Consider the following 25,313-nt stretch of genomic DNA (forward strand, 5'->3'; position numbering starts at 1 on the left):
CGCCATGGCACAACAGATCAACCTGCTCACCCCCATCCTGCTCAAGCCCAGGCGCCACTTCACGGCCGTGGCGATGCTGCAGGCGCTGGGGCTCATCCTGATCGGCAGCCTCGCCCTGGCCGCCTGGATCGGCAGCCGCGCCGACCAGCGCCGCGCCGAGTTCATCAGCCGCTCGGCCGCGCAGAAGTCGCAGCAGGAGGCCCTGACCCGCACGCTGGCCGCTCTGCCAGGCGCCAGTGACCTCAAGGCCACCGAGGCCCAGATCGCGCTCCTGAAGCAGCAGCAGCAGAGCCAGTCGGCACTGCTGCAGTCCCTGACCCACGGCCAGCGTCCGGCCGGCGAACGCCACAGCGACCTCCTTGCCCTGCTGGCCAGCTCGGTGCCGGCCACCGTGTGGCTGCAGGGGCTGCGCTGGCAGGCCGGCCAGCTCGAGCTCAGCGGCGGCACGCTGGATCCGTCCGCGCTTCGCGGCTGGGTGTCCCGCCTGCAGACGCAGGCCCTGCTCCAACGGGTCGTGCTGGCGGAGGTGAAGCTGGAGCTCGTGTCGGCCGGCAGTGCAGGCGCCGACGCCGGGCTGGCGGGTCGGCTGCAGCTGCCGGCGGGTGCCGCGGCCGCCGGACAGCCGGTCTGGGCCTTCCAGGTGCGAGGCGTCGCCCCGGTCCTGCCCCTCACGCCGGCCGCGTCCGCGGCGCTGGCCGCCGCCGCCCCGGTCCAGGTGGCCACGATGCAGTCGGGAGGTCAGCCATGACGGCCCATGAGATCCACAGCGCGTGGCGCGCACGCTGGGAACGGTCCGCCGAGCGCATCGACGCCCTGAGCCTGCGCGAGCGGGTCTTCCTGTTCCTGTGCCTGACCGTCGTGCTGGTGCTGGCCGTCGACACGCTGGTGCTGGACCCGCTGATGCGTGAGCAGCGCGAACAGCAGGCCATCGTCCATCGGCAGGACGACGACCTGCAGCGCCTGCGCGACCAGATCACCCAGCTCAACGCGCTGAACCAGGGCGACACCGAACTGGCCCGACGCCGGCGCGAGCTGACGGCGCTCAACGAGGCGCTGCAGGCCCAGTCGCAGCGCCTGGAGCAGATTCGCCAGGGCAGCAGCGCGCTGCCGCAGCTGCCTCAGCTGCTGAGCCAGCTGCTGCAAAAGCATGAGCGCCTGCAACTCACCCGGCTGGACAGCGCCGCCAAGCCGGCCCCCGAGATGGCCGGCCGCCTGACCGCCCCGCCGGGCCTGCAGTGGCAGGCCGTGGACCTCGAGCTGCGAGGCGACTACCTCGACCTCCTGCGCTACCTCGCCAGCCTGGAGCAGGCGCTGCCCGAGCTGCGCTGGGGACCGCTTCAGATCCAGTCCGGCGGCCCGGACGGCGCCCACCGCATGAGCGTGCAGATGTATGTGCTGAGGCCCGACGCATGAGCCGCATGATCCCCTCCCGCCGCCCCGCCGCGGGCCTGTTCGCCCTCGCGACCGGCGCCCTGCTGCTGCCGGTCCTCGCGGAGGCCCAGGCCCCTCAGCGCGATCCCATGCAGCCGCCCGCCGCGCTGCGCCCCGCCGCCACGCCGGGCAGTGCCAACGCGGCGCCGGCCCTGCCGGAGAGCGCCCAGGTCCTGATCGTCGACGGCAAGGCCTATGCGCTGATCGGCAGCCGCCGCTACGCCTCCGGCACGCGCATCGGCAGCGGCGCCGACGCCCTGCTGGTGGAGCGCGTCAATGAACACGGCGTCTGGCTGCGCAGCCGCGACGGGCTGCACGCGCTGCCCATGCTCAGCGGCGTCAGCAAGAAGCCCAGCCCCGAATCCGGTTCGCCCGACAAGTCACAAGAGAAAAGGGATCGCCCATGAAACGCCCCGCCCAGTCCGCCTCCCGGCCCGCCGCTCGCCAGGGTCCGCAGCGCCTTGGCAATGCCGCCCTCGTGCTGGGCCTGGGTCTGCTGAGTGCCTGTGCCGAGAAGCCCCTGCAGGTCGCCCAGCCCGTCGCCGCACTGCGGGCCGAGCTGGACGCCGCCCGCGCCCGCGCCACCGAGGCCGAGGCGCAGGCCGCCGCACGTGCCGCCAGCGCGCCCGCCACCCCCGCGACGCCCCCGGTGAGCGCGCCCGCCGAGCCCCGCTTCGACCTCGTGGTGAACGGTGCCCAGGCCAAGGACGTCTACCTCTCGCTGGTGGCTGACACGCGCTACAGCATGATCGTGCACCCCGGCGTCAGCGGCCAGCTGTCCCTGACCCTCAAGGGCGTCACGATGCGCGAGGCGCTCGAGTCCCTGCGCGACGTCTATGGCTACGACTTCCGCATCGACGGCCGCCGCGTGACGGTCTACCCGGCCACGATGCAGACGCGGGTCTTCAGCATCAACTACCTGCCGGGCCAGCGCATCGGCCGCAGCGAGCTGCGCGTCAGCACGGGCGCCCGCATGACCGGCACCTCGAACGGCAGCAGCTCGAACGGCGTCGCGAACAGCGGCACGGGCACCAGCACGGATGGCAACAACGGCAGCAACGGCACCGTGCAGCAATCCGAAAGCAGCCGCGTCAGCACCGCCACGAAGGCGGACTTCTGGTCCGAGCTGCAGGAGGCGCTCAACAGCCTCGTCGGAGGCGGCGAGGGCCGCAGCGTCATCGCCAGCCCACAGGCCAGCACCATCGCCGTGCGGGCGATGCCGGAGGAGCTGCGCGCCGTCGAGAGCTTCCTGAAAGCCACGCGCATGGCCGTCGAGCGCCAGGTCATGCTCGAGGCCAAGATCGTCGAGGTGGAGCTGCGCGAGGGCTACCAGAGCGGCGTGGACTGGTCCATCCTGCGCTCGCGCACCATGGCCGGCCAGACCAGCGTCAACCCCTCGCTGCCGCTCATCACGCCCTCCGTCGTCAACCCGCTGGTGGGCAACACCGCCGGGCTGCCCACCCTGTCCACCGGCAACCAGACCCCGCTCTGGCCCGATCTCATCCCGCTGCCCTCGGCCGGCGGCGGCGCCTTCGGCCTGGCCCTGACGCGCGGCAGTTTCCAGGGGCTGATCAGCTTCCTCGAAAGCCACGGGGACACGCAGATCCTCTCCAGCCCGCGTGTGGCGACGCTGAACAACCAGAAGGCCGTGCTGAAGGTCGGCTCGGACGACTACTTCGTCACCGGCATCAACAGCGGCAACACCACCAACTCGACCAACACCAACAACACCACCGGCGTGGTGATGCCCACGCTGATCCTCACGCCCTTCTTCTCCGGCATCGCCCTGGACGTCACGCCGCAGATCGACGACGGCGACACCATCACGCTGCATGTGCACCCGTCCGTCACCAACGTGACAGAGCGCACCAAGCAGGTGGACCTCGGCGCCGCGGGCAACTACCGCCTGCCGCTGGCCTCCAGCAGCGTCAACGAGACCGATACCGTCGTGCGGGTGCCTGACGGCGCCATCGTCGCGATCGGCGGGCTGATGCAGCAGGAGAGCACGCGCCGCGGCTCCGGCCTGCCCGGTGCGGACCAGAACCCCATCACCGCCACGCTGCTGGGCAACCGGGCCAACAATGGCCGCAAGCGCGAGCTCGTGGTGCTGATCCGCTCGACCATCATCCGCAGCGCGCAGGACTGGGAGCAGGAGACCGCCCGCAGCGCCCAACGCCTGGAAGACACGGACGCCCGGCAGCGCAAGGTCATCCGCGTCGGCCAGCCCTGAGCGTGGTCGCCCTGCGCACGCGACGGCGTGGGGCTGTCCCTGCTTGCGGGGCCATGCCGGCCCCACCCTACCTGAGTTTCCCGCTTGTCAGCCCACGGGTCATCCGTGATAGTCGGCCGGTGATGAAAGTCAGGGGGAACGACATTGTCGACAGCATTTGTGTCCCAGACCCAGGCCGGCGCCTTGCCCGCGTCGGCGGCCACGGCGGCAGCCAGCGCGTCCATGCTGGCCGCTCAGCAGCTGCACCAGCAAGCCATCCAGCATTCGCATGAGCGCAGCCAGGCCTTCGGCCTGCATCCCGGCCAGGCGCCCGACCTCCACCGTCTGACCGATGGCGCGCTGACCGAGCTCCAGCACCGCAACGCGCGCCTGTGCACCCAGGCCCTGCCGGTCATGGAGATGCTCTACGAGCAGCTCGCCCATGCCCAGAGCATGGTCGTGCTGTGCGATGCCAGCGGCACTGTGCTGCACGCGCTCGGGGATCCCAGCTTCCTCGCCCGGGCGCAGCGCGTCGCGCTCAGCCCCGGCTCCCGCTGGGCCGAGGCCGACAAGGGCACCAACGCCATCGGCACGGCGCTCATGACCGAGGCTCCGACACTTGTGCACGGCACCGAGCACTACCTGCGCGCCATGCACTTCCTGACCTGCTCGGCCGCCCCCATCTTCGACCACAAGGGCGCGCTGCTGGGCGTGCTCGATGTCTCCGGCGACCGCCGCTCCTACCATCCGCACACGCTGGCCCTGGCCAGCCTCGCCGCGCGTCTGATCGAATCCCAGTGGTTTGCGGACCGCTTCCGGCAGTCCCCGCAGCTCCAGATGCACGCACGCCCCGAGGGGCTGAGCACCCTGCAGGAAGGCCTGCTGGCCCTGGCCGAAGATGGCCATGTGCTGGGCATCAACCGCCGCGGGCTGGACATGCTCGGCGGCGGCACGGCCACGCTGCACCGCGAATCCGTGCAGAGCCTCTTCGGCCTGAGCATGGAGCAGCTGCTCAGCGCCGCGCAGCAGGACCAGGCGCTGCCGGTTCAGATCCCCACCCGCAGCGAGCAGGAGCCAGCCACGCTGTACCTGAAGATGCGCTGGCCTTCGCACCGCCTGCTGAACTGGGCGGCGCCGGGGGCCTCGGCCGTGACGACGCCCTACGGCACCACGGTGCCCCTGGGCGGGCCGCTCAGCACCGGCTATGCCGGCACGCCGCCCTCGCCCCCGCCTGCCAGCCTCTCGCCCTCCCGCGCCGGGGGCATGGCCCTGCAGCCGCCGCCGCTGCGCGAGACGGAGGCGCTGGCCATCCGCGATGCCATCCGGGCCGCCGGGGGCAATCTGTCGCTCGCCGCACGGCAGCTGGGCATCGGCCGCAGCACGCTGTACCGCAAGCTGCGCCAGGACGGGCTGCTGGTGCCCAAGGGCTGATCCGCCCGGGTGCGCCGCTGATGGCGCGCAAGACCTGACCCCGGCGGCGGCCGGCTCACGCGGGCTTCGACGGCCCGCGGGGCGCCCTGAGCGTCAGCGGGACAGCGGCGCGGCCGCCAGCAGCGGCGCGATGGCATCGGCCATGCGCTGCGCGGCGCCCCGGTGGCGTGCGGCGAACGCCCGGGCCTGTGCGGCCTGGTGCGCGAGGGCCGGCGCATCGGCCAGCAGCGCGGCGGCGCGATCCAGGGCCTCGTCCAGGCTGCTCACGCGCACCGCGGCGCCCGCTTCCTCCGCCAGGGCGGCAGCTTCCTGGAAATTGAAGGTGTGCGGGCCCATCAGCAGCGGGCAGCCACAGGCGGCGGCCTCGATGAGGTTCTGCCCGCCCAGCGGCTCGAAGCTGCCTCCCAGCAGCGCGAGGTCCGCCAGGCCGTAGTAGAGCGGCATCTCGCGAAGGGAATCGCCCAGCCACACCTCTGCCGACCAGGCCTCGGCAGGGGGCAGGTCTTGCCCGGTCCAGTCACTGCGCCGGGCGAGGCTGAAGCCGGCCTGACGCACCAGCGCGGCCACCTCGTCGAAACGCTGGGGATGACGCGGCACGATCAGCAGCAGCGGCCGGAGCGCCCCCGTGCCGCGCCGCTCATGCCACGCGCGCAGCAGCGCCGCCTCCTCGCCTTCGCGGCTGACCGCCATCAGGAGCACGGGGCGCGTCGCTTGGGGGCGTGCGGCCGCCCAGGCCTCTCCGCGCGCCCGCACGGACTCATCCGGCTGCAGGTCGTACTTGAGATTGCCGCTGACCAGAACGCGCCCGACCCCGGCTGCCTCCAGGCGCTGGGCGTCGGCCTCGGTCTGGGCCAGCGCCAGCCACAGCCGTGCCGCCGCCGGATGCAGCAGGGCGCGCAGGCGTTGCCCCTGCCGGGCACTCTTGGGCGACAGGCGGGCGTTGGCGAGCACCACCGGCAGGCGTCGACGTGCGGCCTCCGCCATCAGGCAGGGCCAGATCTCGGTTTCCATCAGCACGCCCGCCACCGGTTGATGGCGCTGCAGGAAGCGGCGCACGGCGCCCGGCGTGTCCAAGGGCAGCCAGCGCTGCACATCCCCCTCGCGCAGCAGCTCGCGGCCGGTGTCACGGCCGGTTGCGGTCGAGTGGGTCAGCAGCAGGCGCAGGCCCGGATGGCGCTCGCGCAGCGCCGCGATCAACGGGACCGCCGCTCGCGTCTCGCCCATGGAGACGGCATGCAGCCACAGCGCGCCCGGCGGCGAGCGCTCCCCCAGGCCCAGGCGCTCCGCCCAGGCCATGCGGTAGAGCGGTTCGGCGGCACCGCGCCGCCAGAGCTTGAGGAAGTACAGCGGCGTCGCCAGGCGAAGCGCCGTGCCGTAGGCCCAGCGCGCCAGGCGCTCGGACCAGGCCGGCACCGCCGGCGGGGCGCGGTCGTGGGAGGAGGCCGTGGCCAAGCCCTCAGTGACCGGCCGCGAAGGTGGCGTCCGGCTTCACGCGCTTGAGCTGCGCCAGCACGGCGTGCTCGATGCGGGCCAGCGCCTCGGGCGTGTGGCCCTCGAAGCGCAGCACCAGCACCGGCGTGGTGTTGGAGGCACGCACGAGGCCGAAGCCGTCCTCGTACTCGATGCGCAGGCCGTCGATCGTGATGATCTCCTTCGCATCGGGGAACTCGGCCACTTCCTTGAGTTGGGCCACGACGCTGTGGTGTTCCCCCTCGGCGCAGGGCACGTTCAGCTCGGGCGTGGCGAAGCTGGTGGGCAGTGCGTTCAGCACGGCACTGGGGTCCTCGCTGCGCGAGAGGATCTCCAGCATGCGGCCGGCCGTGTACATGGCGTCGTCGAAGCCGTACCAGCGCTCGTTGAAGAAGATGTGGCCTGACAGCTCGCCGGCCATGGGCGCACCGGTCTCCTTCAGCTTGGCCTTGGCCAGCGAGTGGCCCGTCAGCCACATCAGCGGCTTGCCGCCGTGCTCGCGGATCCACGGAGCCAGGCGCTGCGTGCACTTCACGTCGAAGATGATCTCGGCACCCGGGTTGCGCTTCAGGATGTCGGCGGCCAGCAGCATGATCTGGCGGTCCGGCATGATCATCTGGCCGTCCTTGGTGACGATGCCCAGGCGGTCGCCGTCGCCATCGAAGGCCAGGCCGAGCTCAGCGTCGCAGGCGTGCACGATCCGCTTGAGGTCCTCGAGGTTCTCGGGGCGCGAGGGATCCGGGTGGTGGTTGGGGAAGTCGCCATCGACCTTGGAGTAGATGTCGATCACCTCGCAGCCCAGGGCGCGCAGGATGGCCGGGGCGCTGGCGCCGGGAATGCCGTTGCCGCTGTCCACCACGACCTTCATCGGGCGGGCCAGCTGGCAGTCGCTGACGATGCGGTGGCTGTACTCGGCGCCGATGTCCATGGTGCCCACGCGGCCGGCGCCGGTGGCGTAGTCCTCGGCCTCGATGCGGCGGCGGATGTCCTGGATCTGCTCACCGAAGACGGCGGCGCCCTTGAGCACCATCTTGAAGCCGTTGTAGTCCTTCGGGTTGTGGCTGCCGGTCACCTGGATGCCGGAGTTGCAGCCGTGCCGGCCTCGCGTGGCGGCCACGTAATAGAGCATGGGCGTCGTGACCGCGCCGATGTCCACCACGTCGATGCCCGTGGACTGCAGGCCGCGCACCAGCGCCGCCACGAGTCCCGGGCCCGACAGGCGACCGTCGCGCCCCACCGCCACGGCCTTCTCGCCGAGCTTCAGCGCCTCGGTGCCGAAGGCCCGGCCCAGGTGCTCGGCCAGGGTCTCGTCCAGGGTCTGGCCCACGACGCCGCGGATGTCATAAGCCTTGAAGATGGAAGCGTGAACTTGCATGCGTATTGCCTCTGCAGCCTGGGGCTGCCGGTCCTTGTAGATTTGTTTCAGCGCGATTGTAGGCATGGCCGGAACCGGGCTCCGTGATCGCGCTGTAACTCGCGCGCGGCGCCCGTCCGGCCCCGTCCGGCGTCGATTCGCGCCCCTTCGCGACGCCTGGTCCACCCGGGCGTCGCGAAGGGGCCAAGCGCTGCCTACACTGCCGCCATGAACCTGCGCCTCCTCGGTCCCTCCCTTGCGCTCTGGCACCTCGACAAGCACCGGTCCGTGCCCTGGTGGACCGGCCTGATGGTCAGCGCCGGCGTGGGGGGCGTGGTGGGGGTCCTCATCGTGTTCGTCGCGGCGCTGCTGTCCGGGCAGATCCTGGACGCCTCCTTCTGGCGGCCCGGCCTCCTGCCCTCGGCGCTGCTGGGCGTGGCGATCGCCCTGCTCACCCACGGCGCCTTTCGCCTGTTGGAGCGGCGGCTGCCGGCCGTGCAGCTGCAGCAGCTCAACGAGGGCACGGCCCGCGGCAGCCTGCTCGTCTTCATCGGCATCCCGACGGTCTGCAGCGTGCTCGGGCTGGTGATCGTGGACACCCTGCTGATGTCGTTCCGCCTGGGCCTGCCGGTCCCGCCGCGCGTGCCCAGCAAGGGGACGCTGATCACCTTCCTGTTCTGCGGCGCCGGCTTCGCCGGGCTCAGCCTGTGGCGACTGCGCAGCCAGCTGCGCGCGCAGAAGACGCGCAGCCAGCTCACCCAGGCCCAGCTGCGCCTGCTGCAGGCCCAGATCGAGCCGCACTTCCTCTTCAACACCCTCGCCAACGTGCAGGGCCTGATCGACTACGAGCCGGCCCAGGCCAAGCACATGCTGGACGCCTTCACCGACTATCTGCGGGCCAGCCTGCGGCAGATGCGGGCCGAGGACGTCAGTCTGTCCCAGGAGCTGGCGCTCGTGCAGAACTACCTCGCGGTGATGCACTGCCGCATGGGCGAGCGGCTGAAGTCCCGCGTCGACGTGGCGCCCGAGCTGCTGGACGCGCGTCTGCCGCCCCTGCTGCTGCAGCCGCTGGTCGAGAATGCCCTGCACCATGGCCTGGAGCCGCAGCTGCAGGGCGGGCTGCTGCAGATCCGCGCCCGCCCCCAGGACGACGGCCTGGTGGTCGAGATCGAGGACGACGGCATCGGCCTGGCCGGCAGCCGCCAGCGGCCCCGCCAGGGCCACGGCATGGCCCTGCAGAACATCCGCGAGCGCCTGCTGGCCTTCTACGGGCCGGGCGCCTCGCTGGTCCTCACCGACGGCGCCGGTGGCCGGGGCACGTGCGTCCGCCTGGTCCTGCAGCGCCGGCGGCCCCTGGGTCGGACCGACGGGGGATGAGTCGCCCCCGCCGCCCTGCCCCCGTCGATCACCCTGAGCTCGCCGCCCGAACAGCCCCCAATCCGCGACGCCACCGCCATGCCGACCCCGCCCCGCCCGATCTCAGCCCCGAACCCGGGACCGACCGCCCTCCTCGCGGACGACGAACCGCACCTCAACCGCGTGCTGCAGGACCGGTTGCGCGAGCTCTGGCCCGCGCTGCGGGTGGTGGCGATCGCGTCCAACGGGCAGGAGGCCGCGACGCTGATCGCCCAGCTGCAGCCGGACATCGCCTTCCTCGACATCCAGATGCCGGGCCTCACCGGCCTGGAGGTGGCTCAGGGCATCGAGGGGGCGACGCGGGTCGTGTTCGTCACGGCCTACGACCAGCACGCGCTGGAGGCCTTCGAGCAGGAGGCGCTGGACTACGTGCTCAAGCCGGTGCGGCCGGAGCGGCTGCAGCGCACGGTCGAGCGGCTCCAGCGGGCGCTGGCACCGGACGCCGCCTCGCCGCCGGAGGACCAGCTCGCGCGCCTGCTGTCCCAGCTGCTGCCCGCCAGCGCGGCCGCCGCGGCGCGCCCGGGCCCGCCCCTGCGCCATCTGCGCGCCAGCCAGGGGGCCTGCACGCACCTGATCCCGGTGGAGGACATCCTCTTCTGCCAGGCGGACGACAAGTACACCGCCGTGCGCACGGCCAGAGCGGAGTACCTGATCCGCACCTCGATCAGCGAGCTGCTCTCCCAGCTCGACCCGGCGCACTTCTGGCAGGTGCACCGCGCCACGCTGATCAACGTGGACCAGCTCCTGTGCACCCGGCGCGACGCCAACGGCAAGCTGCTGCTGCGCATGAAGGGGCTGACGCAGGAACTGGCGGTCAGCCGCGCCTACGTGCACCTGTTCCGGGCGATGTGAGGCCGCGGGCCGGGACCGCGCCCTTGCCATCCGGCGCCCGGGCTTGCGATTCGTCGCGCAGGCCCATTTCCGGAGACACTCGCCGCCTACGCTGACTCCATGTCCACTGCCTCGCCCTGACATGAGCCCGACTGCCCGCTTCACCGACGACGTCCGCTTCGCCCTCCGGCACTACTTCCGCTTGCGCAAGGTGCGTACGGAGTCCACGCTTGCGCGCTTCGCCATCACCAGCGTCTTTGCCATCGGCTTCCCCTCGCTGTTCCTGGCCTTCGGCGCGCTGTTCGGCTCGGTCCGGATGAGCGGCCCGCAGCTCCTGGCCAGCTACGTCTGCGGCTTCGTCGTGGCCTTCCTGATCCACGGGGGCTACCGCTTGACGGAGCTGGTGCTGTCCCAGCCGGCCCTGGACCGACTGCAGGCGGGCGGCTGGCGTGCCGGCCTGTACTTCACCTGCATGCCCATCGGCTGTATCGCGCTGGGCATGTGGCTCTTCAGCCAGGCGCTGGGCTGGTCGATGGACGTCACCGTGACGACGCCCTTTGACAGCGCCCGGGGGCTGAGCCAGTTCCTCTTCCTTTCGCTGATCGGCTCCCTGATCGGCTGGTATCTGGACCACCAGCGCCGCCGCCGCCAGGCCCTGCAGCTGCAGGCCTCCGAGGCCCGGCTGCTGCGCCTGCAGGCCCAGATCGAGCCCCACTTCCTCTTCAACAGCCTCGCCGCCGTGCAGAGCCTCGTGAAGCCCGCCCCGGATCGCGCGCTGGAGATGCTGGAGCACTTCACCGACTACCTGCGCGCCAGCCTCGGTGCCCTGCGTGAGGAAAGCTGCGCCCTGGCCACTGAGCTGCAGGTCGCTCGCAGCTACCTCGGGCTGATGCAGATCCGCATGGGCGAACGCCTGCGCTTCAGCCTCAGCAGCACACCCGAGGCCGACGCCCAGCGCCTGCCCCCGCTGCTGCTGCAGCCGCTGGTGGAGAACGCCATCGTCCACGGCCTGGAAGGCAAGGACGATGGCGGCGAGGTCCAGGTCAGCGCCCGGATCGTCAGCGCGGGTGACGGCCGCTGGCTGCAGATCGAGGTGCGCGACGACGGGCTGGGCGCGAACGCCCGCCAGCACCGCGCTCGCCCGGGCCATGGTCTGGCCCTGAAGAACATCCGGGAGCGTCTGGCCGCCCGCTACGGCGATCAGGCCTCCCTGGCCCTGACGCTCGACGAGGCCGGCGCGTGCGCGGTGATGCGACTGCCGCTGGCCCCGCCCTCGCCCCGGGGCTGATGCCGCCCTGTTCCCTCCAACCTTCCCAAGACAGCCCCCGACATGCCCCTGCGCGCCCTGATTGCCGACGATGAAATCCACCTGGCCGAGCACCTGAAGTCCGAGCTGGCCAGCCTGTGGCCCGAGCTGGAGATCGTGGCCCTGGCCCGCACCGGCCGGGAGGCGGCTGCCCAGATCGAGGCCCTGCAGCCCGACCTCGCCTTCCTCGACATCCAGATGCCGGGCCTCACCGGCCTGGAGGTGGCCGAGGGCATCGAGGGACGGACGCGGGTGGTGTTCGTCACGGCCTTCGACGAGTTCGCCTGCCAGGCCTTCGAGCAGGCCGCGCTGGACTACGTGCTCAAGCCCGTCAAGCGCGAGCGGCTGCACAAGACCGTGCAGCGCCTGCAGGACGCCCTGGGGGCCCCGGGCGCGGGCGACGCGGACGCCCCCGCCCTGGCCCAGGCGCTGCAGCAGCTGCAGGCGCCCGCCGGGGGGCTCGTGCCGCCGACCGCGCCCTTGCGCTACGTGCGAGCCAGCCAGGGCGAGCTGATGCACCAGATTCCCATCGGCGAGGTCATCTACTTCCATGCCGACGACAAGTACACCTGTGTGCGGACCGCCCAGGGCGAGTACCTGATCCGCACCCCGATCGCGGACCTGGCCCTGCAGCTGGACCCGCAGGAGTTCTGGCGCGTGCACCGCTCCACCCTGGTCAACCTCGCCCATCTCGCGGGGACGCGGCGGGACGAGCTCAGCCGCCTCTTTCTGCGCTTCCGGGGGCTGGCACTCGAGCTGCCGGTGAGCCGGGCCTACGTGCATCTCTTCAAGGCGATGTAGGCCCGGCGCGCGGCACAGGCGGCCTCGGGCACATGTCCGATTCCGTCCATCCTTCGGCCGCATGGCCGCCTAAGATGACGTCATGCCCCGCCTGCCCACGCCTCCCAACGCCGCCCCGGCCCCTGCCCTTGATGGCGCTCAGGGCGCTGGCGAACTCAGCACGGCGCAGTGCTATCCCGCGCTCCTGGCGCGCGATGCCCGGTTCGACGGGCTGTGGTTCGTCGGGGTGAGCTCCACGGGCATCTACTGCCGGCCGGTCTGCCGGGTGAAGACGCCGCGGCGCGAGAACTGCCGCTTCTTCGCCAGCGCCGCACAGGCCGAGTCCGCCGGCTATCGCCCCTGCCTGCGCTGCCGCCCCGAAACCGCGCCCGGCGCGCAGCTGCGCTGGAGCGTCACCGATGCCAGCCGCACGCTGGCGCGCCAGGCGGCCGCGCTGATGGCCGAGGACCCGCGTCAGAGCGTGACGGCGCTGGCCGCACGGCTGGGCATCAGCAGCCGCCACCTGCAGCGCATCTTCGAGGCGGAGCACGGCGTCCCCCCGCTCGCCTACCTGCACACCCGCCGCCTGCTGCTGGCCAAGCAGCTGCTGATGGACAGCCCGCTGGGCATGGCGGAGGTGGCCGCCGCGGCGGGCTTCGGCAGCCAGCGACGCTTCAACGCGCTCTTCCAGCAGCACTACCGGCTGCAGCCCGGCAGCCTGCGCAAGGCCGGCGAGCCGCCCCCTTCCGTGACGGCCTGCGGCGAGCCCGGTCTGCGCCTGGCCTACCGTCCGCCCCTGGCCGTGGACGCGCTGCTGGGCTTCCTGGCCGCCCGCGCGGTGCCGGGTGTCGAGCACGTGGACGCCCACGAACGGCTGATCAGCCGGAGCCTGCGCCTGCCGCACCAGGGCCGCACGCTCGCCGGGCGGCTCGTCATCCGCTTCCAGCCGGAGCGCGACACCGTGCTGCTCTCGCCCTGCTCTTCGCTGTGGGCGGCGGCCGGCAGCCTGATTCCCCTGGTGCGCCGCTGGCTGGACCTGGACGCCGCGCCCGACGCCATTCACCAGCACCTGGCAGGTCTGCCCTCGCTGGAGCCCGGGCTGCGACTGCCGGGCTGCCTGGACCGCTTCGAGCTGGCCGTGCGCGCCGTGCTGGGCCAGCAGGTCACGGTGGCCGCGGCCCGCACCCTGGCGTCGCGCTTCGTCGAGCGCTTCGGCGAGGACCTCCCGCCGGGCCACCAGACGCCCGAGGTGCGGCGGCTTTTTCCGCTGCCCGAGCGGATCGCCGGGGCGTCGATCGAGTCCATTGCCGAGCTGGGCATCATCCGCAACCGGGCACAGGCGCTCATCACCCTGGCGCAACGCTGGCCGACGCTGGCCTACGCCCGCCTGCAGGACGGGCATCTGGCCGGCGGGCAAGACCTGGCCCTGTCCGAGCTGCAGGACCTGCCCGGCATCGGCCCCTGGACCGCGCAGTACATGCTGATGCGCGGCTGGAGCGCGCCCGACCTGTTCCCACCCGGCGACGTGGTGCTGCGCCAGCAGCTCACCGAGCCCGGGCAGGCCGCCCCCACGCCCCGGGCCCTGGCCGAGCGCGCCCAGGGCTTCAGCCCCTATCGCTCCTACGCCGTCCTCCAGCTCTGGCACCATGCCGCCCAGCGCACGCCCGCCACCGCAGCCTCACGCAAGACCTGACCCCATGCAAGACCACGCCCGTCTGAACGCCGCCGAACTGCTGCTGCTCGCCGCCATCTGGGGCGCGTCCTTCCTCTTCCTGCGCCTGGGCGCCCCCGCCTTCGGCCCGCTCGCGCTGGCCTTTGTGCGCGTGGCGGGGGCGAGCCTCTTCCTGCTGCCCCTGCTGGCCTGGCAGGGCGGGCGCGAGGGCCTGCAGGAGCTGCGCCGGGGCTGGCGCCCGCTGCTGCTCGTGGCCGTGCTCAACAGCGCCCTGCCCTTCGCCTTCTTCAGCTACGCGGCGCTGTCCATCACGGCGGGTCTGTCGAGCATCCTCAACGCCACCACGCCGATCTGGGGCGCGCTCGTGGCCTCGGTGTGGCTCGGTCAGCGGCTGGACGCCGGGCGCATCCTCGGCCTGCTCGTGGGCTTTGGCGGCGTGGTCTTCCTGGCCTGGGAGCAGGCCAGCTTCAAGCCGGGCGGCAGCGGGTTCGCGATCCTCGCCTGCCTGGGCGCGACGTGCTGCTACGGCCTGGCCGCCAGCGCCACCAAGAAGTACCTGGGCGGCACGCGCTCGCTGGCCGTGGCGACCGGCAGCCAGCTCTTCGCGGCGCTGGCCCTGGCCGTGCCGGCGGCCGCCCAGTGGCCCTCGACGCCGCCGGGCCCCACCGCCTGGCTCAGCGCCGCCGCCCTGGCCCTGCTGTGCTCCGGTCTGGCCTACATCCTCTACTTCCGCCTGATGCAGCGCGCCGGGCCGACCTACGCGCTGTCCGTCACCTTCCTGATCCCGGTCTTCGCGGTGCTGTGGGGGCTGGCCTTCCTGGGCGAGGCCTTCACCCTGCACATGGCCGCCGGCTGCGCCATCGTGCTGCTGGGCACGGCGCTGGCCACCGGCATCGTGGCGCCCTTCGGCCGCGCCAAGGCCTGACGGCAAGGGGCCGGCGCCGGTCGCGTCCAGCGGGCCGCGAGGTCGGAAACGGGCCGGCCGGCGTCCCCGGCCCCAGCCTGGCCGCCCCTGGACTCGCAGCGGGCACATGCAGCCCGCGCAAGCGTGCATTCCGAACGGAACCGGTCCCCCGGGGCCGCGCCAAGCCATGCAGAATTTCCGGCATTGCCAGGCTGGCCTGAAAGGTGCCCGAGATGCAAGTCCAACAACTGTTGCTCCGGCCCGGTGCCGACGCCCTGACCCCTGACGCGCTGGCCGCCCTGCGCGCCCTCCACCCCAACCTGCTGCTGGTCTTCGGCTCCGCCGCCTGGCTGCAGCGCGTGGCCGGGCCGCTGGCGGAGGCCTTTCCCGAGGCCCAGCGCATGGGCTGCACCACCGCAGGCGAGATCTCGGCCGAGGGCGTGACCGACGACAGCTGCGTCATCACCGCCGTGCGCTTCGACCGGTGCCAGCTGGCGCAGGTGTCCACGCGCCTGGCCGGCATGGCGGACTCCGCCGAGGCCGGCCGCCGCCTGGCCCGCCAGCTCCCGTCCGAGGGGCTGCGCGCCGTCATCGTGCTGGGCCAGGGCGTGGCCATCAACGGCAGCGCCCTCATCGTCGGCATGGCCGAGGTCCTCGGCCAGCAGGTCCCCATCACCGGCGGCCTGGCGGGCGATGCCGCCGCCTTCACCGAGACCTGGGTGCTGAACCAGTCAGGCGTGCACCGCGACGAACTCGTGTGCCTCGGCCTTTACGGCGAGGCCCTGCAGTTCTCGCACGGCTCCTTTGGGGGCTGGTCCCCCTTCGGCCCCGCCCGCAAGGTGACCCGCTGCGAGCACAACGTGCTGTACGAGCTCGACGGCGAGCCCGCGCTGGACGTCTACAAGCGCTACCTCGGCGAGCATGCGCGGGACCTGCCGGCCTCCGGTCTGCTCTTTCCCTTCGCGATGCTGGGCAGCGATCACACCGAGATCGGGCTCATCCGCACCATCCTCGGCGTGGACGAGGCCAGCGGCAGCCTCACGCTCGCGGGCGAGATCGACCCGGAGGGCTATCTGCGCCTGATGCATGCGGGCACCGATGCCCTCGTCGAAGGGGCCGAGGCCGCTGCGCAGGCGGCTCGCAAGATGCACGCGGGCGACGGCCAGGGCCTGGCGCTGCTGGTCAGCTGCGTGGGCCGCAAGCTGGTGATGGGCGGGCGTGTGGACGAGGAGATCGAGGCGGTGGCCGACGTCTTCGGCCAGGGCGCCTGCATCGCCGGCTTCTACTCCAACGGCGAGATCAGCCCCTTCACCGGCAATCTGGAATGCAAGCTGCACAACCAGACCATGACGATCACCCACATCGCCGAAGCCTGAGTCCCGCATGACGAGTGCCCCGCCGCGCCCCCTGCACAAGCTGCTGGCCCGCCAGACCCGCCGCCTGCTGGGCTGCGAGGAAGGCCAGTTGCCCCAGGTGCTGGACGAGCTCAGGACGCTCGCCGCGCAGGGCGGTGTGTCGCCCGCGGCCGCGCGCCTGCTGGGCGGGCTCGACACCTTCCTGCTGCGCGTGGGCGAAGCCTACGAGCACAGCGACCGCGACATCGACCTCAAGACCCGCAGCCTGGAGCTGAGTTCGGTCGAGCTGACCGCCACGAACGAGCGCCTGCGCACCGAGCTGGCCAGCCGCACCCGCGCCATCGACTCGCTGCGCGACACCGCCCAGGAGCTGATGCAGTCCATCGACGCGGGCCTGCCGCCGCTGCGGGACGACAACCTCGAGTCGCTGTCGCGCCTGATGGGCGAGCTCGTGCGCGGGCGAGAGGAGAGCCAGCGGCGCCTGCAATCGGCGCTGACCGAGCTGGCCCACCAGAAGTTCGCGCTCGACCAGCACGGTATCGTGAGCATCACCACGCTTGCGGGCGAGATCGTCTATGTGAACGACAAGTTCATCGAGATCAGCGGCTATACCCGCGAGGAACTGCTCGGCACCAACCACCGCCTCATCAACTCCGGCCACCACCCGGCGGCGTTCTTCGCGAACCTGTGGGCGACGATCCGCGCCGGCCGGGTGTGGCACGGCGAGATCTGCAACCGCGCCAAGAGCGGCGGCCTGTACTGGGTGCAGGCGACCATCGTGCCGCTGCTGGACGCGCAGGGCCAGCCGGAACGCTTCATCGCCATCCGCACGGAAATCACCGAGCGCAAGCTGATGGAGGCCGCGCTCCAGGCCGCCGAATCCCGGCTGCGCCACGTCACGAATGCGGTGCCCGGCGTGCTGTTCCAGTGCCAGGTACCCGCCGAGGGGGGAACGCCGCGCTACACCTTCGTCAGCGACCGGCTCAAGGAGCTGCGCGGCCTCGAACCCGCCGAGCTGCTGGCGGACGGCAGCCTGTCCGGGCGTCAGCTCTTCCCGGAGGACGCCGAACGCTGCGCCCTCAGCGCGGCGCGGGCCGTGCAGCAGCGCACGCCCTGGAGCGACGACTTCCGCATCCGCCTGCCGGACGGCACGGTGCGCTGGCTGCGGGGCGAGAGCCGCCCCGAGCCGGAGCTCACACCGGACGGGCAGATCGTCTTCTCCGGCCTGTGGCAGGACGTCACGCCGCTGAAGGAGGCCCATGCCCGGCTGCGCGACATCACCGAGAGCATCCCGGTGGCCGTGTTCCAGATCCTGCGGCCGGCCGTGGGCGCCTCGCGCATCGTGTTCAGCAGCGCCGCGCTGCAGCGCATCTGCGGGCTCAGCCCCGAGGTCGCCATGGCCGACCCCGACGCCATGATGGCCCGCGTGCATCCCGAGGACCGCCAGCGCATGGTGCAGTCCTTCGAGCAGTCCGCGCGCCATCTGCAGGCCTGGTCCCTGGACTACCGCCTGGTGCACCGGGACACCGGGGCCGTCGTGTGGGTGCACGGCGAGGCCCGCACGCAGCAGACGCCCGAAGGCGGCATCGAGTGGAACGGCTACCTGGCCGACGTCACCGAGGCCCGCGCCGTGTCCGAGGAGCTGCGCCGCGCCAAGGACGGCGCCGAGGCCGCCAACCGCGCCAAGTCCGACTTCCTGGCCAATATGAGCCACGAGATCCGCACGCCCATGAACGGGATCATCGGCATGACCGAGCTCGCCCTCGACGGCGTGCTGGATGCCCAGCAGCGCGAGTACCTCAGCATCGTGCGCTCCTCGGCGGACGCGCTGCTGCGGGTGATCAACGACATCCTGGACTTCTCCAAGATCGAGGCCGGCAAGCTGCAGATCGAACACATCCCCTTCGCGCTGGAGCCGCTGGTGCAGGACGTGCTGAAGCCGCTGGCCGTGCGCGCGGCGGACAAGGGTCTCGTGCTGCGCTGCGAGACGGCCCCAGGGCTGCCGGCGCGGGTGCTGGGGGACGCGGGCCGCCTGCGCCAGGTGCTCCTCAACCTGCTGGGCAATGCCGTCAAGTTCACCGAACAGGGCAGCGTGACGCTGAGCCTGCGCCCCGGCCGCGCCGGCGAGGTGACCTTCACCATCGCGGACACCGGCATCGGCATCCCGGCCGAGAAGCTCGGCACCATCTTCGAGGCCTTCTCGCAGGAGGACAGCTCCATCACCCGGCGCTACGGTGGCACAGGGCTGGGGTTGACGATCTCCGCCCGGCTCGTGGACGCCATGCAGGGCCGCATCTGGGTGGAGAGCGCACCCGGCGAGGGCAGCCGCTTCCATGTCGCCCTGCCGCTGATGGCCGAGGGGCTGGACGAGCTGCCCGCCGAGGGCCTGCCCCCCGGGGACGGCAGCGAGCTGGAGCCGGCACCGGGCGGCGTCTCGCTGCGTGTGCTGCTGGTGGAGGATCACCCGGTGAACCAGCGCCTGGCGACGCAGCTGCTGCAGCGCTGGGGGCACCGGGTCACGCTGGCCGACAACGGCGAGCGCGCCCTCGCCCTGCTGGCCGACACGCGCTTCGACCTCATCCTGATGGACATGATGATGCCCGTGCTCGATGGCCTCGAGGCGACGCGGCGCTACCGCGCCACGGAGCAGGGACCACGCACGCCCATCGTGGCCATGACCGCCAAGGCCATGCAGGGCGACCGCGAGCGCTGCATGGCCGCCGGCATGGACGACTACCTCTCCAAGCCGCTGGACCTGCGCGCCTTCCAGCGCCTGGTGCACCGCTACGCCAGCGCCGGCACCCCATCGGCCGAGGCTGCGGCGCAGGAGCCGCCGTTCGACCTGGCCCAGGGCCTGGCCGGCGTCGACCAGGACATCGTCGGCATCATCGCGCCCATCTTCCACGAGCAGTGGCCCCTCGACGAGCAGCGCCTGCGCCAGGCCCTGTCGGCGGGCGATCTCGACACCCTCATGCACACCACGCACGCCCTGAAGTCCACCCTGCGCATGTTCGGCGCCACCCCCCTGGCCGAGCTGGCCGCCGCGATCGAGGCGCAGACCGAGTCGGGCGACCTCACCGGCGTGGCCGAGCGCCTGGATGCGCTCATCACCGGCATCCCGCCCTTGCTGGGCCTGCTGCCCGCCGGAGAGACGCCATGAGCCGCTCGCGCCAGGTCCTCATCGTCGACGACGCGCCGGTGAACCTCGCCCTGTTCGAAGCGCTCGTGAAGCGGCTGGGGGGCTGCGAGGTGAGCAGCTTCGGCGACGCCGTGCAGGCCCTGTCCTGGCTGAATGCGCACGACGTGGACCTCATCATCGTGGACTACATGATGCCCCTGCTCAACGGCCTGGACTTCATCCAGTCGGTGCGGTCCAAGCCCGGCCTGGAGACGGTGCCCATCCTGATGGTCACGGCCAATGACCAGAAGGAAGTGCGCTACCGGGCCCTGCGCGCCGGGGCCTCCGACTTCCTGACCAAGCCGGTGGACCGCGCCGAGTTCGAGGCGCGCGCGAGCAATCTGCTGTCGCTGGGCGATGCCCGCCGGCAGCTGGCCGACCGCGCCACCTGGCTGGCCGAGGAGGTGCGCAAGGCCACGGCACAGGCCGTGCAGCGCGAGCACGAGACGGTGATCCGGCTCTCGCGCGCGGCGGAGTACCGCGACCCCGAGACCGGCGCGCACATCCTGCGCATGGCGCACTACTCGCACCTCATTGCCCGCGCGCTGGGGCTCAGCCAGGCGCAGCAGGACCTCATCCTCGTCGCCGCGCCGCTGCACGACATCGGCAAAGTGGGCGTGGCGGACGCCATCCTGCTCAAACCCGGGCGCCTCACGCCCGACGAGTTCGAGGTGATGAAGCAGCACACCGTCTACGGCTACGAGATCCTGCGGGACAGCACGTCCGAGATCCTCCAGGCGGGGGCCAGCATCGCGCTGGGCCACCATGAGAAGTTCGACGGCAACGGCTACCCGAACCGCCTGCGGGGCGAGGAGATCCCGATCTTCAGCCGCATCGTCGCGGTGGCTGACGTCTTCGATGCGCTGACCTCGGCCCGGCCGTACAAGCCGGCCTGGACCCTCGAGGACGCGTCGCAATGGATCCGGAGCCAGTCGGGCTCGCACTTCGACCCGGCCTGCGTGGCCGTCTTCTTCGAGCACTGGGACGAGGTGCTGGGCATCCGCGAGCGCTTCGGCGACAGCGAGGACGACTGGCCGTCGATGATCTCGGACTTCGCCTGAGGGCCAGGCCCGGGGCCGCACCGGCAGCCCCGAACGGCCCGCCGGCCGCCGCGCTCAGCCGGCCTGCAGCAGCGCCTGCAGCCCCGCCTCGTCCAGCACCGGCACGCCCAGCTCGCGGGCCTTGTCGAGCTTGGAGCCGGCCTCCTCGCCGGCCACGACATAGTGCGTCTTCTTCGACACCGAGCCGCTGACCTTGCCGCCCGCGGCCTCGATGAGCGCCTTGGCCGCATCGCGGGACAGGGTGGGCAGCGTGCCGGTGAGCACGAAGGTGAGCCCGGCCACGCCGGCCGGGCCCGCCGCAGGCGCGGGCGCCGCCTCCCAGACATTGCCCAGCGCGGCCAGCTCCGCCACCACCGCGGCCCACGGCGCCTCCAGCAGCAGCTCGCCGAAGGACAGCCGGGCGGACTCCAGCGCGGCCTCCGCCTGCGGCGTCTGGACCAGCGCCTGCGGCGTGCCGCAGGCCTCGGCGAGACGCTCGATGGTGCCGCCGCCGATGCCCTTGAGCCGGCGCCCCCCCTCCTCGCCATCCACCGCCTTCACCAGCGCCAGCAGCTGCTTCAGCGGGACGCGCACGGCCGGCGCCAGCACGGACGGCTGCACCTGGGCCTCGGGGCCGGTCATGGCGGAGACCACGGCGCGGTTGTGCGGCTCGGCATTGAAGGCGGCGATGGAGTCCGCCACCTCCTTGCCGATGTCGGGGATCAGGCGCGGCGTGTGCCGCCCCGTGGCGACGAAGGCCTGCCAGGAGCCGTAGAACTTCGCGAGGGCCGCCGCGGTGCTCTCGCCCACATGCCGGATGCCCAGCGCGAACAGGAAGCGGCCCAGGGCCGGCGTGCGCGCCGCCTGCAGCGCAGCCAGCAGGTTGTCGGCGCTGAGCGCCTGCAGCGTGCTGCCGCCCGCCAGGCGCAGGCCGATGAGCTGCTCGCGCCCCAGCAGGAACAGGTCGGCCGGCGTCTTCACCAGGCCGCCATCCACCAGCGCGGCGACGATCTCATCGCCGAAGCCCTCGATGTCCATGGCGCGGCGGCTGGCGAAATGCAGCAGGGCCTGCTTGCGCTGGGCCGGGCAGAACAGGCCCGCCGTGCAGCGCCAGTCGGCCTCGCCCTCCTCGCGGGCAATGGCGCTGGCACACACGGGGCACTGGCCGGCGAGGCGCTTGTAGAGGTCGAAGGGCTCGCCCGCATCGGCCGGACGGCGCTCCAGCACCACACCCACGACCTCGGGGATGACGTCGCCCGCGCGGCGCACGATGACCGTGTCCCCCACCCGCACGTCCTTGCGCCGGGCCTCGTCCTCGTTGTGCAGCGTGGCGTTGCTGACCGTGGTGCCGCCCACGAAGACGGGCTCCAGCTTGGCCACCGGCGTGAGCTTGCCGGTGCGGCCGACCTGGATGTCGATGTCCAGCAGGCGCGTCATCTGCTCCTGGGCCGGGTACTTGTGCGCCACGGCCCAGCGCGGCTCGCGGCTGACGAAGCCCAGGCGCTGCTGCAGGGCGCGACGGTTGACCTTGTAGACGATGCCGTCGATGTCGAAGGGCAGCGCATCGCGGCGCGCGCCCATTTCGCGATGGAAGGCGATCAGGCCCGCCGCGCCCGCCACCACCGCGCGGTCCTGGCACACGGGCAGGCCGAAGGCCGCCAGGGCATCGAGCATGCCGCTGTGCGTGGCAGGCACGTCCCAGCCGCGCACCTCGCCGAGACCGTAGGCGAAGAAGCTCAGGGGACGCTGCGCGGCAATGCCCGGGTCCAGCTGGCGCACCGCACCGGCCGCCGCATTGCGCGGGTTCACGAAGGTCTTCTCGCCCTTGGCGCGCTGGCGTTCGTTGAGGGCCTCGAAGTCGTCGCGGCGCATGTAGACCTCGCCCCGCACCTCCAGCACCTCGGGCGCCAGGCCCTTGAGCTTCAACGGGATCTGGCCGATGGTGCGGATGTTCTGGGTGACGTCCTCGCCCGTCTGCCCGTCCCCGCGCGTGGCGGCCTGGACGAGCACGCCCTGCTCGTAGCGCAGGTTCATGGCCAGGCCGTCGAACTTGAGCTCGGCGGCGTACTCCACCGGGGCATCCTCCGCGCCCAGCCCGAGCTCGCGGCGCACGCGGGCATCGAAGTTCTCGGCGCCGCTGGCCTCGGTGTCGGTCTCGGTGCGGATGGAGAGCATGGGCACCGCGTGCTGCACCGGCACGAAGCTGTCGAGCACACGGCCGATCACGCGCTGGGTGGGCGAGTCCGGCGTCAGCAGCTCGGGATGCGCGGCCTCCAGCGCCTGCAGGGCCTGGAACAGGCGGTCGTACTCGGCGTCCGGCAGCTCCGGCGCGTCGAGGACGTAATAGAGATGGGCGTGGTGGTTCAGCTGCTCGCGCAGCCGGGCCGCGCGCTCGGCGGGCGTGGCCTCGTCTTCAGGGGGGGTGGCAAAAAGATCGTTCTGGCTCATGGGCAGCGATTGTGCCCAAGCCCGGGACGACTCAGGCGGCCGCCGGCGAAGGGCTTTCGTCCCGCGCGATCATGACCTGGTCCACGCGGTGGCTGTCGACGTCCATGACCTCGAAGCGCCAGCCCTCCCACACGACGTGGTCCGTGCGCTTCGGGATCCGGCGCAACATGACCATGAGGAAGCCCGCCAGCGTGTCGTACTGCCCCGCATGCGGCCAGGCCTCGAGGCCCAGCGCCCGCTGCACGTCGGGAATGGGCGTGATGCCGTCGGCGAGGAAGGAGCCGTCCTCGCGGCGCACGATCTGCTCCTCGTCGTGCGGGCTCACAAGGCTGCCCATCACCGTGCTCATCACGTCGTTCAGCGTGATCACGCCCACGACGAGACTGTACTCGTTGACGATGACCGCGAAGTCCTCGTGGGCCTGGCGGAACTGCGCCAGGACCTCGGACAGCGTGATGCGGTCCGGCACGATCAGCACCTTCTTGATCAGGCCGCTGCTGCCGCGCAGCTCGATGCGCTCGCCGCGCAGCACGCGCTGGAAGAGGTCGGTGGCGTCCACGTAGCCCACCACCTGGTCAATCTCGCCATCGCAGACGAGGTAGGTGGAATGCGGCTCTTCGGCGATGCGGTTGCGCACCAGCGCGTCGTCATCGTCGAGGCTGAAGAAGACCACGCGCTCGCGCGTCGTCATGCTGCTCTCGACCGTGCGGGTGTCGAGCTCGAAGATGTTCTCGATGGCCTGCTGCTCGGCGTCCGCCACCACGCCGGCCTCGTTGCCGGCCTCGGCCAGGGCGAGGATGTCGTGGTGGGTGATGCTGTTGTCCCGCGTGGCCGGCAGGCCCATCAGGCGGATCAGGCCTTCGGTGACGGCACTGAAGGCGAACGCCAGCGGCTTGAGCAGCGTGCACAGCCCCTGCATCGGGCCCACGAGCACCAGTGCCACGCGCTCCGGCTCGTTCATGGACAGGCGCTTGGGCACGAGGTCCGCCAGCACGATGAACAGCGCCGTGATCACGGCGAAGGAGGCCGCGAAGCCGAGCGTCTGGGCCTGCTCGACCGTCATCACGTAGGACAGGGCCTGCGCGAAGTGCGGTGTGAACGCGCCCTCACCCACGATGCCGCCCAGGATGGCGACGGTGTTGACGCCCATCTGGATGACGGTGAAGTAGTGGCCCGGTTGCTCCTGCACCTGCAGCACGCGCTCGGCCCGCTCGTCCCCCTCCTCGGCCAGCTGGCGCAGCTTCAGGCGCCGCGAGGCCGCCAGGGACAGCTCCGCCATCGAGAAGAAGGCGCTGGCGGCGATCAGCAGGGCGATGAGCAGGAGGCTGGTGCTCAAGGGCGGCTCAGGCAGTGTGGGGCCTCCAGTGTAGCCCTCGCACTGCCGGCGCGGGAGCTCAGCTGAAGAGGCGGCGGGCAGCCGGGCTGCCGGCGGCGAGGTCGCGCGAGGCCAGCGCCTTGTACAGCGTCGACAGCTCCACGCCGATGGTCTGGAAGGCCATCAGGGGCAAGACCTGGCCCCGGTCATCGCAGACGTCGGCCTCGAAATCGCGGGCCAGATGGCGGGCGCACTCCTGCCAGGCGGCGAAGGGCTCCAGGGACTCGGGCGTCTGCGGCACGTCGAGCGACAGCGTCAGCTCGCGCAGGCTGCTGGCGGTCGGATCCTCGGCCAGCGCGGCCTGCGACTCGAAGCTCAACAGCAGCACGGGCGGGGCGCCCTCTTCGTCAGCCGGCAGGACGAGCCGTCCCGGGAGGGCGCCCGGCACGAAGCCGTGGCGCAGTGCCATCTGCTGCACGTAGCCGAGCGTCCAGGCAGCGGTCTTGGCGCGCAGCACCACGGCCAGCTGGGCATCGTGTTCGCTGGCGAACTGGTCCAGCTCGCGGGCACGGGCGACCACGTCCAGCATGTCCGGCGCCTGCAGGAAGCCCGTGATGCCGTCGGCAAAGGCCTGCACCTTCTGCAGGAACTCCGAGTACTCGATCTCGTTCATGGCGCCGCTGCGGTTGGCCATCTGCACGCCGGCCTGGAACTCGCTGTAGCGCTGGCCGGGCGTGGGCAGCTCCCACTCGCCGGTCTCGGCATTCAGGCCCTCGATGTGGAAGGGCTTGGTGCCCGCCCGGCGGCTGCCCGGCAGGTGGGACAGCGCGAGCTCGCCGCTCACGGGCAGCTCGACCGTCACCGTGGCGATGGCGTCGATCAGGGCGTCGATGCGGGCCGAGGGTCGGCGCGGCAGCGTGCGGCCGGGCATGGGCACGGTGTCACCCATGCCGGGGTCGTCCTCGAAGGAGTCGCCGACGGCGGCGCGCGCCACGCCGAGGCCCGGCTCCTGGCGTTCGCCGCCCGGCTCCAGCGGCGGCTCGGCGCGCTTGGGGCCGGCCTTGCGGGCCGTCCACGCGCCATGGGCGATCACGGCGGCGAGGATCAGGCCGCCAAGAATGGCCAGCATCGCGGTCAGCGTCATGCCCGGACCTCCGTCATCTCGAACTCCCT

Annotated in this window: 19 protein-coding genes; 14 read left to right on the plus strand and 5 right to left on the minus strand. The window is 72.0% G+C overall.

Features of this window, described 5'->3' with window-relative positions:
• Positions 1–4 precede the first annotated feature (4 nt).
• The 5 genes from QRD43_RS21675 (at position 5) to QRD43_RS21695 (ending at position 5,071) form a co-directional block, all read left to right on the plus strand.
• A complete protein-coding gene (locus QRD43_RS21675; protein ID WP_285984600.1) occupies positions 5–748 on the plus strand; it encodes a PilN domain-containing protein in 744 nt (247 codons plus the stop codon).
• The gene (locus QRD43_RS21680; RefSeq protein WP_285984601.1) at positions 745–1,413 is read left to right on the plus strand and encodes a hypothetical protein; all 669 of its coding nucleotides are present in this window, start codon (positions 745–747) and stop codon (positions 1,411–1,413) included. The genes QRD43_RS21675 and QRD43_RS21680 overlap by 4 nt, the downstream gene beginning before the upstream one ends.
• On the plus strand, positions 1,410–1,838 hold the full coding sequence (locus tag QRD43_RS21685) for a hypothetical protein (protein ID WP_285984602.1): 429 nt from the start codon (positions 1,410–1,412) through the stop codon (positions 1,836–1,838). Before QRD43_RS21680 ends, QRD43_RS21685 begins: the two co-directional genes overlap by 4 nt.
• The gene (locus tag QRD43_RS21690; RefSeq protein ID WP_285984603.1) at positions 1,835–3,661 is read left to right on the plus strand and encodes a pilus (MSHA type) biogenesis protein MshL; all 1,827 of its coding nucleotides are present in this window, start codon (positions 1,835–1,837) and stop codon (positions 3,659–3,661) included. The genes QRD43_RS21685 and QRD43_RS21690 overlap by 4 nt, the downstream gene beginning before the upstream one ends.
• 159 nt (positions 3,662–3,820) lie before the next feature.
• Positions 3,821–5,071: a sigma-54-dependent Fis family transcriptional regulator gene (locus QRD43_RS21695; RefSeq protein ID WP_285984604.1), complete on the plus strand. Its 1,251-nt coding sequence runs from the start codon at positions 3,821–3,823 to the stop codon at positions 5,069–5,071.
• A gap of 93 nt (positions 5,072–5,164) precedes the next feature.
• On the opposite strand, the gene QRD43_RS21700 is transcribed toward QRD43_RS21695, so the two are convergent.
• Together QRD43_RS21700 and QRD43_RS21705 are read right to left on the minus strand one after the other, a co-directional pair.
• Entirely contained in the window at positions 5,165–6,523 is a 1,359-nt protein-coding gene (locus tag QRD43_RS21700; RefSeq protein WP_285984605.1) for a 3-deoxy-D-manno-octulosonic acid transferase, read from the minus strand.
• 4 nt (positions 6,524–6,527) lie between these two features.
• Entirely contained in the window at positions 6,528–7,916 is a 1,389-nt protein-coding gene (locus tag QRD43_RS21705; protein ID WP_285984606.1) for a phosphomannomutase/phosphoglucomutase, read from the minus strand.
• Positions 7,917–8,123: 207 nt separating this feature from the next.
• On the opposite strand from QRD43_RS21705, the gene QRD43_RS21710 reads away from it, so the two are divergent.
• The 9 genes from QRD43_RS21710 to QRD43_RS21750 all read left to right on the plus strand — a co-directional run bounded on the left by QRD43_RS21710 (position 8,124) and on the right by QRD43_RS21750 (position 20,398).
• Positions 8,124–9,272, plus strand: a complete 1,149-nt coding sequence (locus QRD43_RS21710; protein ID WP_285984607.1) for a sensor histidine kinase — start codon at positions 8,124–8,126, stop codon at positions 9,270–9,272.
• 78 nt (positions 9,273–9,350) lie between these two features.
• A complete protein-coding gene (locus QRD43_RS21715) occupies positions 9,351–10,163 on the plus strand; it encodes a LytR/AlgR family response regulator transcription factor (protein ID WP_285984608.1) in 813 nt (270 codons plus the stop codon).
• Between the two features lie 121 nt (positions 10,164–10,284).
• Positions 10,285–11,430, plus strand: a complete 1,146-nt coding sequence (locus QRD43_RS21720) for a sensor histidine kinase (RefSeq protein ID WP_285984609.1) — start codon at positions 10,285–10,287, stop codon at positions 11,428–11,430.
• Positions 11,431–11,472: 42 nt separating this feature from the next.
• Positions 11,473–12,249: a LytR/AlgR family response regulator transcription factor gene (locus tag QRD43_RS21725; protein ID WP_285984610.1), complete on the plus strand. Its 777-nt coding sequence runs from the start codon at positions 11,473–11,475 to the stop codon at positions 12,247–12,249.
• An 82-nt stretch (positions 12,250–12,331) separates the two neighbouring features.
• Positions 12,332–13,921: an Ada metal-binding domain-containing protein gene (locus tag QRD43_RS21730; RefSeq protein ID WP_285984611.1), complete on the plus strand. Its 1,590-nt coding sequence runs from the start codon at positions 12,332–12,334 to the stop codon at positions 13,919–13,921.
• Between the two features lie 4 nt (positions 13,922–13,925).
• Entirely contained in the window at positions 13,926–14,825 is a 900-nt protein-coding gene (locus QRD43_RS21735) for a DMT family transporter (RefSeq protein ID WP_285984612.1), read from the plus strand.
• Positions 14,826–15,037: 212 nt separating this feature from the next.
• Positions 15,038–16,180 carry an FIST signal transduction protein gene (locus tag QRD43_RS21740; protein ID WP_285984613.1) on the plus strand — a complete coding sequence of 381 codons (1,143 nt, stop codon included), beginning with the start codon at positions 15,038–15,040 and terminating at the stop codon, positions 16,178–16,180.
• 7 nt (positions 16,181–16,187) lie between these two features.
• A complete protein-coding gene (locus QRD43_RS21745; RefSeq protein ID WP_285984614.1) occupies positions 16,188–19,319 on the plus strand; it encodes a PAS domain-containing protein in 3,132 nt (1,043 codons plus the stop codon).
• A complete protein-coding gene (locus QRD43_RS21750; RefSeq protein ID WP_285984615.1) occupies positions 19,316–20,398 on the plus strand; it encodes an HD-GYP domain-containing protein in 1,083 nt (360 codons plus the stop codon). Before QRD43_RS21745 ends, QRD43_RS21750 begins: the two co-directional genes overlap by 4 nt.
• A gap of 54 nt (positions 20,399–20,452) precedes the next feature.
• On the opposite strand, the gene ligA is transcribed toward QRD43_RS21750, so the two are convergent.
• The 3 genes from ligA to QRD43_RS21765 are packed head-to-tail and all read right to left on the minus strand — an operon-like array spanning position 20,453 to position 25,284.
• Positions 20,453–22,825, minus strand: a complete 2,373-nt coding sequence (gene ligA, locus QRD43_RS21755; protein ID WP_285984616.1) for an NAD-dependent DNA ligase LigA — start codon at positions 22,823–22,825, stop codon at positions 20,453–20,455.
• Between the two features lie 31 nt (positions 22,826–22,856).
• A complete protein-coding gene (paeA, locus tag QRD43_RS21760) occupies positions 22,857–24,161 on the minus strand; it encodes a polyamine export protein PaeA (RefSeq protein ID WP_285984617.1) in 1,305 nt (434 codons plus the stop codon).
• 58 nt (positions 24,162–24,219) lie between these two features.
• Complete coding sequence (locus QRD43_RS21765; RefSeq protein ID WP_285984618.1) at positions 24,220–25,284, minus strand: cell division protein ZipA C-terminal FtsZ-binding domain-containing protein; 1,065 nt, start codon at positions 25,282–25,284, stop codon at positions 24,220–24,222.
• Positions 25,285–25,313: the final 29 nt, after the last annotated feature.

This window comes from Roseateles subflavus (genome assembly GCF_030285365.1).
In the GTDB taxonomy this organism is placed as follows: Bacteria; Pseudomonadota; Gammaproteobacteria; order Burkholderiales; family Burkholderiaceae_C; genus Roseateles_B; species Roseateles_B subflavus.

Excerpts from the sequence above, each read along its gene's own strand:
- QRD43_RS21675 (WP_285984600.1), top strand. The coding sequence starts at position 5 with ATGGCACAACAGATCAACCTGCTCACCCCCATCCTGCTCAAGCCCAGG.
- QRD43_RS21680 (WP_285984601.1), top strand. The coding sequence starts at position 745 with ATGACGGCCCATGAGATCCACAGCGCGTGGCGCGCACGCTGGGAACGG.
- QRD43_RS21685 (WP_285984602.1), top strand. The coding sequence starts at position 1,410 with ATGAGCCGCATGATCCCCTCCCGCCGCCCCGCCGCGGGCCTGTTCGCC.
- QRD43_RS21690 (WP_285984603.1), top strand. The coding sequence starts at position 1,835 with ATGAAACGCCCCGCCCAGTCCGCCTCCCGGCCCGCCGCTCGCCAGGGT.
- QRD43_RS21705 (WP_285984606.1), bottom strand. The coding sequence starts at position 7,916 with ATGCAAGTTCACGCTTCCATCTTCAAGGCTTATGACATCCGCGGCGTC.
- QRD43_RS21710 (WP_285984607.1), top strand. The coding sequence starts at position 8,124 with ATGAACCTGCGCCTCCTCGGTCCCTCCCTTGCGCTCTGGCACCTCGAC.
- QRD43_RS21715 (WP_285984608.1), top strand. The coding sequence starts at position 9,351 with ATGCCGACCCCGCCCCGCCCGATCTCAGCCCCGAACCCGGGACCGACC.
- QRD43_RS21720 (WP_285984609.1), top strand. The coding sequence starts at position 10,285 with ATGAGCCCGACTGCCCGCTTCACCGACGACGTCCGCTTCGCCCTCCGG.
- QRD43_RS21725 (WP_285984610.1), top strand. The coding sequence starts at position 11,473 with ATGCCCCTGCGCGCCCTGATTGCCGACGATGAAATCCACCTGGCCGAG.
- QRD43_RS21730 (WP_285984611.1), top strand. The coding sequence starts at position 12,332 with ATGCCCCGCCTGCCCACGCCTCCCAACGCCGCCCCGGCCCCTGCCCTT.
- QRD43_RS21735 (WP_285984612.1), top strand. The coding sequence starts at position 13,926 with ATGCAAGACCACGCCCGTCTGAACGCCGCCGAACTGCTGCTGCTCGCC.
- QRD43_RS21740 (WP_285984613.1), top strand. The coding sequence starts at position 15,038 with ATGCAAGTCCAACAACTGTTGCTCCGGCCCGGTGCCGACGCCCTGACC.
- QRD43_RS21745 (WP_285984614.1), top strand. The coding sequence starts at position 16,188 with ATGACGAGTGCCCCGCCGCGCCCCCTGCACAAGCTGCTGGCCCGCCAG.
- QRD43_RS21750 (WP_285984615.1), top strand. The coding sequence starts at position 19,316 with ATGAGCCGCTCGCGCCAGGTCCTCATCGTCGACGACGCGCCGGTGAAC.
- ligA (WP_285984616.1), bottom strand. The coding sequence starts at position 22,825 with ATGAGCCAGAACGATCTTTTTGCCACCCCCCCTGAAGACGAGGCCACG.
- QRD43_RS21765 (WP_285984618.1), bottom strand. The coding sequence starts at position 25,284 with ATGACGCTGACCGCGATGCTGGCCATTCTTGGCGGCCTGATCCTCGCC.